At 43.6% G+C, this 6,967-nt stretch carries 5 protein-coding genes and 2 pseudogenes; 4 read left to right on the forward strand and 3 right to left on the reverse strand.

The window, feature by feature from the left end; genetic code table 11:
• The 4 genes and pseudogenes from RHS_RS27020 to RHS_RS32110 all read left to right on the forward strand — a co-directional run.
• Nucleotides 1–471, forward strand: a 471-nt coding sequence (locus tag RHS_RS27020) for a hypothetical protein (protein WP_047834927.1), incomplete at its 5' end; no start/stop codon positions are given.
• Between the two features lie 9 nt (nt 472–480).
• The gene (locus tag RHS_RS27025) at nt 481–1,584 is read left to right on the forward strand and encodes a DUF58 domain-containing protein (protein WP_027295160.1); all 1,104 of its coding nucleotides are present in this window, start codon (nt 481–483) and stop codon (nt 1,582–1,584) included.
• 46 nt (nt 1,585–1,630) lie between these two features.
• Nucleotides 1,631–3,967 (forward strand): transglutaminase family protein, encoded by a 2,337-nt coding sequence (locus tag RHS_RS27030; RefSeq protein WP_027295159.1) that lies wholly within the window; start codon nt 1,631–1,633, stop codon nt 3,965–3,967.
• 13 nt (nt 3,968–3,980) lie between these two features.
• Nucleotides 3,981–4,043, forward strand: a pseudogene (locus RHS_RS32110) (hypothetical protein); the annotation flags it as partial.
• Here RHS_RS32110 and RHS_RS32115 read toward each other — a convergent pair.
• From RHS_RS32115 to RHS_RS32120, 3 genes and pseudogenes are all read right to left on the reverse strand, one after another.
• Nucleotides 4,023–4,100 (reverse strand): annotated as a pseudogene (locus RHS_RS32115) (DUF6783 domain-containing protein); the annotation flags it as partial. The pseudogenes RHS_RS32110 and RHS_RS32115 sit on opposite strands and share 21 nt — an antisense overlap.
• 238 nt (nt 4,101–4,338) lie before the next feature.
• Entirely contained in the window at nt 4,339–6,378 is a 2,040-nt protein-coding gene (locus RHS_RS27035; protein WP_052430945.1) for an ATP-binding domain-containing protein, read from the reverse strand.
• Nucleotides 6,379–6,434: 56 nt separating this feature from the next.
• Nucleotides 6,435–6,734, reverse strand: coding sequence for a DUF6783 domain-containing protein (locus RHS_RS32120; protein WP_395023592.1), 300 nt, complete (start codon nt 6,732–6,734; stop codon nt 6,435–6,437).
• Nucleotides 6,735–6,967 lie beyond the last annotated feature (233 nt).

The following is a 6,967-nucleotide window of genomic DNA, read 5'->3' on the forward strand; positions in this document are numbered from 1 at the left end:
GAATCACAGCTGGACAGGTTCATGATCTGTATGACGATGGGGTATCCTGATGTGGAAAATGAGATTGCGATTCTGAAGGACAGAGGTTCAGGAAACCCCATTGAAAATATTGTTCCGGTTATTCAGGCTCAGGAGCTGGTACAGATGCAAAAGGAGACAGAACAGGTCTTTATCCATGATGTCATTTATACTTATATAGCGAAATTGATTGCAGCTACAAGGGAGCATCCATTTCTGGAGCTTGGGGTCAGCCCGAGAGGGACAATAGCGGTAACGCGTATGGCTAGGGCAGCGGCTTATCTGGAGGGGAGAAATTATGTGACTCCAAATGATGTCTGTGCCGTACTGAAGGATGTAAGCATGCACCGAATCAAATTAAATGCCAGGGCAAGGGTTAATCATGTAACCACCGAAGGTGTAATGGATGAAATTCTGGAAAAGGTACCAAAGCCGACGCCGAAAAGGAAGTAGGGTTAATGCATGAAAAATAAAATTATTTATCTTCTGGTTCTGGCAGCTACGGTTTTCTTCGGCATTATGTATGACGGAAAATTTCTTCTGATTCTGATGCTTTTTGAGGTACTGTTTGCCACGGCTATGTTTCTGATGTCATGGATGCTTGCATATGGAATCAGCATACGCCTGGAGGTAAAGGGACCGGTTGCATCCAAGGAAGAAATGATTCCGGTGGAGATTTATGTTAAAAATAACTGCTGGCTGCCGGTAAATCATATAGTTATGAAGCTGGTTTTAAGCAACGGATTTTCCGGACACGGGGAAAAAGAAAGGGTGAAGGGTGCGGTACAGGGATCAAGTGAGGTAAGGATCCAGTGCAGTATCAGTTCCCGCTATTGTGGTCAGGTTCAGATAATGCTTGAGCGGATCAAAGTTTATGACTATCTGATGCTGTTTTCCAGAAAGAGAAAAATGCAGGAGAAGATTCAGGTGAATATACTACCGGCGGTGCACCATATAGAAGCAGAGGTCAGTGAACGAACCAGACGTTTTCCGGTTGAAGGCGAGGAGTATGAGACACACAGAAGCGGAGATGATCCTTCAGAGATTTATCAGGTGAGAGAATTCCGAAACGGGGACACTCTACAGAGGGTGCACTGGAAATTAAGTGCCAGAACGGATGAATTGATGACAAAGGAATTCAGTATGCCAAAGGGCTGCAAAATCCTGTTTCTGTTGAATTTCTATTGGGAGAGCAGTAAGGGGCAGATGCTGGATCAGATGAATGCATTTTTAGAAACTGCTGTCTCCCTGTCAAATGCCCTGGCCCGGGAAGAATGTCCTCATTATGTGGCCTGGTATGATAAAGTTCATAATGAGCTTGTCAGAAAGCAGGTTGAGAATGAGGAATCCTTTTATGAGATGATGGAAGAACTACTGACTGCAGTATTCTATTTTGAATCCTATGATATGGAGGCTGGATATAGAGCGGAATATCCGGGAGGAAATTTTAGTACGGTTATGATGCTGGATGGGAACCTGCAGTTAATTATGAATGGAGAGGCTCGTGCGCAATTTTTAAAAGAGGATATAAAGTCGCAGCTGGAGGGTTATTTCCTTCAGGTATAGAGGCAATTCGTTGGTAGCAGACAAACGGATTGAAGAATGATAAATTATGAATAGATCAGAGAAAAAAACGGGAATTGATTTAAAAGCAGAAAAGGTAACAGTGATTGCACCCAGGACGAAGGTACATGGGCTTAGTTTTATTGTGCTATTTTTATTCTTTCAGGCTGGCTTGTATGGTACATTTTATTCTTTTATAACTTCATTTCGGGTAGAGTTTGGAGAAAATACAATGTTTTGGGGAATTCTTGTAATAGGATTGCTGCTGTGGGTATTTTACTTTACAGGAAAATACATGAGGATGTTAATTCCAATATCTCTGATATGCGCCTGTGCCTGGGCATACTGGCATGCTGAGGAACTGAAGAATCAGTCGCTGATCGTTATGAATGCTATCCGGGAGGCGGCAAACAGATATTTTGTAATGGAACTGGATCCGTACAGTACAAATCCCCTGCTTGGAAATGATACAACGCAGATCCTGATGCTGGTCATGATTTTATTTGGCGTGACGCTTTTTTTAGGGCTGGTGGCTGTGAAAAGCCGAATGCTGGTTCTTATGGGGACAATTCTACCTACGGCGGGTGCTATGATGGTGGGGCTGGTTCCATCCTTTTGGTCCATGTGCCTGCTTCTGTTTTGTTATGTAGGAGCTTTTACCATGGGGAGAGGAGAATTTTCTCTTCGAAAAGCCAAGGTCATCGTGCCAAAGTATTACCGAAATGGGGTGATAGGATACAGTGCCTTATTTATGGGTGTCGCTGCGGTATCACTTTTTGGAATTTCTTATCTGATTCTCAACCCGCAAATGGAGAAGCTAAATACACAGGTGAAAGAAGCAAGAGTATTTGTCCAGAATAATTCACTGGTGGAGACCGTCCGGAATATGTTCCCAAAGCTTCGGATCAGCATGTCGGGCGCAGGTCAGATTGACAGCGGACAATTAGGCGGGAACGTCTATTTTACCGGAGAAGAAGCTTTGAAGTTAACCTTATATCGGGCTCCGGGCGAGACGATTTACTTGAAGGGATATACGGGTGACGAGTATACGGGAAGCCGCTGGTCTGAGGATGACGATCTTTCTTTTTTTACTGACGCAGGAATGGGCACACCGGAAGATGTAAGGCGTGAGTATTATGAACAGCCGTTTCAAATGGCATCAATGCTGGAGGAAGAAGCCGATGAAAATGTAAAACAGATGATCTTGGTCGAAAAACGGGGAGCATCTTCGGAGGAAGAATATGCACCATATATATCCCGGCAGGAGTCAGCGACAAAGAATGAAGCAGCGTTTTCTTTTTATGAAAGAGGGAGTTATGAACAGCTTATCAGTGCAAATGGCTATGTGAGCTTATCAGATTTTAGCCCATTGTCAGGTGAATACAGGGATTATGCATATGGGAAATATCTCTCGTATCCGGCGGAGCGGCTGACAAACCTTGCTGCATTATGTGAATCCCATCCCATGACGGATGTGAATGAAATACGGGATTTTATCGTTACAACGCTGACCGGAAATGCGAAATATAATCTTCAGCCTGGTGAATGTCCGGCTAATAAAGACTTCGCTGAGTATTTTTTATTTGAACGAAAAGAAGGATATTGTGTACATTTTGCAACAACAGCAGTGCTGATGTTCCGGATGTATGGAATTCCTGCCAGGTATGCAGCAGGATACATCGCACCTGCATCTGAGTTTACTATTAATTCAGACGGTGAATACGAAGCTCATATCAAAGACGAAAAAGCGCATGCATGGGCGGAGATATACGTGGACGGGGAAGGCTGGATGCCGGTAGAAGCAACACCGGGATATGCTGGAGCCGTAAACCGTAATACTGAGGAGCAGACAGAGGCGCCTCAGTCGGAAGCACAAAGTGAAAAGAAGAAAACAGTACAGACTGAAGGCAGGCAGGAACTGAAAACTGAAGTTCAGACAGAGTCAGCGAATACCAATGGATTTTTCACGGATAGTATGACCGGCAGAGTTTCCTTGATGGCTATTTTAGCAGCTGCAGCTGCAGCCATGATCTTAGCTGTGATTATGATTCGCAGAAGCCTGATATTAAAAAGAAGGGCAGCAGAAGATGTAAGAGGTATTTTTGCATCGATGTATGATGTCATGGTGCTTGGAGGACTTCCAAAAAAATACGACGGAACAGAGCCGGAATTTGTAAAGGAAGTCATACAGAGATTTGATGGAATTGACCCCAATGAATTTGCAAGGGCTATGGATCTTGTAATGCAGGCTAATTATGGTGACGGTGTAATTAGTTCTGAAGATACCAGGTTCGTAAGGGAAGTGTATGAGAAAGTTTGTAAAATTGTTTATCTAAGACTTTCAGGAGCGGAAAAACTGGAATTTAAATATATAAAGGTATTCTAGAGCGTGTTTTAAAATTGCTTTCTGGCAGCTGTGCGTCACAGTTTGTGGGAGATTTGTCCCGGATGTATGGCGCGTAGCGGGCTACGTAACCTGAATTCGGGGCAAATATGCCGCAAAGTGGGGGCGTACAGATGGCAGGCGTTTGAAAGGCTTACCGCAGAACTGGTATTTTCTAACTTTCCCGGAGTGCTATTTGGCTGCACGCGGGCAAGGTAAGTAAATGCATAGATCTGCTATACACCTTCCAAATGCTTGCCATGGTTCGCCCCCTTTTCTTTCCGGGATGCAGTTTATTGATATAAAGCTGGTTTTCTCAGCATGGTGTGACCCCGGGGGGGATGGTATGCTGGACGTTATTGGAAGAACTAAATCTATTTAAACAAATCCGATAATTCTCCATGGCAGAGGATATGCAATTCATGGAGGGCACGTGTAATTGCCACATAAAGAAGCTTTGCATCACCTTCATTTTCCTGATAATTTTCGGTATCCGGGTTCCAGAGTAAAACAGTATCAAATTCCAGACCTTTGGTAAGTGCAATCGGAAGAACCATGACACCTTTTTGAAAGTTCATCTCGGTACCTTTTTCAACTGCAATCTGTTCAGCCAGAAGATGTTCAACATTCTGTGCTTCTTCCGGGGTGCGGCAGATAACTGCAGTGGTGTCAAATCCCCGTTCCTGAATTCCCTTTATTATGGTTACTGCCTGCCCGGCCATTTCCGATGGTGGACAGCGGTACAGCTCGACGGGTGATCCATGCCGGATAACCGGCTGTATTTTGTAAGCTCCCGAAGATGCTTTATCCAATACCTTACCGGCATATTCTGAGATTTCAATGGTATTACGGTAACTCTTGGCAAGAATCCGGAAATGTTCTTTTTCCGGGTCAAATACTTCATTGCAAAGCTCATCCCAGCTGTTCATTCCGGTTGTATAATTTATATTCTGGGAAACATCCCCCATAATGGTGAAGTAGCAGTCGGGAAGTGCATTTCTTAATACATAATAAATCATTGGGCCAAAATCCTGGGCTTCATCAATGATAATCTGTCCGTATTCATCAGAAGCCTTTGCCTCTGTCATCCGTTTTCGAATAAATACCATAGCAGCAAGATCATAGATATCAAAAGATTCATTTTGAATATCCGCCAGCGTGGAATCCACATCCAGGGTGTTTTTATCCGATTCATAAGAAATCAAAAAGTTAATATAAATGGCAAGAGGAGTTTTTGCTTCGGCTTCCCATTTGAAATAATTGCGGTACTGCGATAGCTTTTTTGAACGATAAACTTTTTTGGGTCCATCTGTTAACAGCCGGATTCTGTTCTTCAGCCTGTCATTTAGCTGGGCCAGTTTTTGTTTCAGGGACAATCCCCGGCTGAGCTTTAGAGCCGAACGGATACCGTCAGCGGAGAGTATTACCCCCAGGGCTGGATCTTTAATACTTTTGCATGGGATGGACTGATACTCTATTTTTTTGAGATAGTCACCCAAACGGTAGATAAAATCTAATTTACTCTTGAAAGCGGACTGAGGTTTCATGGTAATATATTTAAATTTTTTCTTCCAGTCTTTATCCAGCAGGTGAATCAGGAAAAGATCCATTCGCTTCTGACCGATACCGGATACATCCAGTTCCGGAAGACCACTTGTAATATAGCTCAGGAGCATATCATTGCTTCCTATAATACAGAATTCCTCAGGGGAAAAACGGTGTGCATAGTTGTATAAAATATAGGAAATCCGGTGCATGGCAACCGTCGTTTTTCCACTTCCGGCTACTCCCTGGACAATAATATCCGTAAAAGGAGTATCCCGTATTATTTCATTTTGTTCTTTTTGGATGGTAGCGATAATATCACCCAGTACAACATCTTTATTTTTGGCAAGGTATTTGACTAAAAGCTCATCATTGGATGCTACATCACTATCATAGAATCCTGTCAGCTTACCTTGTACGATATCAAAGGTTCTCTTTAACTTAAGGTCGATTTCGATGTCACCGACTTCCGGTACATGATATTTTCCTCTGCCCAGTGTATTTTCATAGTAGACGCTGGAAATAGGAGCACGCCAATCCACGATGATAATCTCTGTTTTGTTTCGGCTGATACCATTTTTGCCTATGTAGATGCTTTCCGGTTTGGCAAACTCAATTTCTTCATAATCCACTCGTCCAAAATAAGGCTTTTCCAGAGCCGCGCGGTTCTTACGCAGTGAATTTGCTGCATGAGTGGTAATGTCCTGACTTACAATCAACTGATCATAAAGCTCAGTATCTCCCTGCTGAATGGCAATGTACAACTCATCTGTTTCCCGGCGGCTGTTTTGCACCTGCTCTTCATATAATGCAATATTGTCTTTGATAATCTGGGTACATTCCTGTAAATGCTGCTGTTCCTGATCCATCGTCTAACCTCCTCTAGTTATATAATCAATTACTTGTTTTTTGCGGCAGGGTATTATCATACCAAAAATAATAAAAAAATACTAGAGCTTGTTTTAAAATAGCTTTCTGGCAGCTGTGCGTCACACTTTGTGGGAAATTTGACCCGGATAAAGTTGAGACTCCCTGCGGGTTTAATATATTGGGGTTTAGCTGAGGAATGACGCTTTGTAGATGTAGGTAGTGTACAGAAAGAGAAGGGGGCGGACCATGGCAGGCGTTTGGAAGGCTTACCGCAGAACTGGCATTTTCTAACCTTCCCAGAGCGCTTTTTGGCGGCACGCGGGCATTCGCTCCGAAATCCTGATGCATTTCGCAGCTCAGTGCCCGCTTAGTATCCGATGGGAGCCAGTCGAATACTATCCGCCAAAAAAACACTCCGGCAAGGTAAGTAAATGCTCAGATCTGCTATACGCCTTCCAAACGCCTGCCATGGTCCGCCCCCTTCTCTTTCCGGGATGCAGTTTATTGATACAAAAGCTGGTTTCTCAGCAGGGTGGACCCGGGCGTTGTGGCATGCCGGACGTTATTGGCTTAGATCACATAAAAACC

The sequence above is a fragment of the Robinsoniella sp. RHS genome (assembly GCF_001029355.1).
Classification (GTDB): Bacteria; Bacillota; Clostridia; order Lachnospirales; family Lachnospiraceae; genus Robinsoniella; species Robinsoniella peoriensis.

Excerpts from the sequence above, each read along its gene's own strand:
- RHS_RS27025 (WP_027295160.1), top strand. The coding sequence starts at position 481 with ATGAAAAATAAAATTATTTATCTTCTGGTTCTGGCAGCTACGGTTTTC.
- RHS_RS27030 (WP_027295159.1), top strand. The coding sequence starts at position 1,631 with ATGAATAGATCAGAGAAAAAAACGGGAATTGATTTAAAAGCAGAAAAG.
- RHS_RS27035 (WP_052430945.1), bottom strand. The coding sequence starts at position 6,378 with ATGGATCAGGAACAGCAGCATTTACAGGAATGTACCCAGATTATCAAA.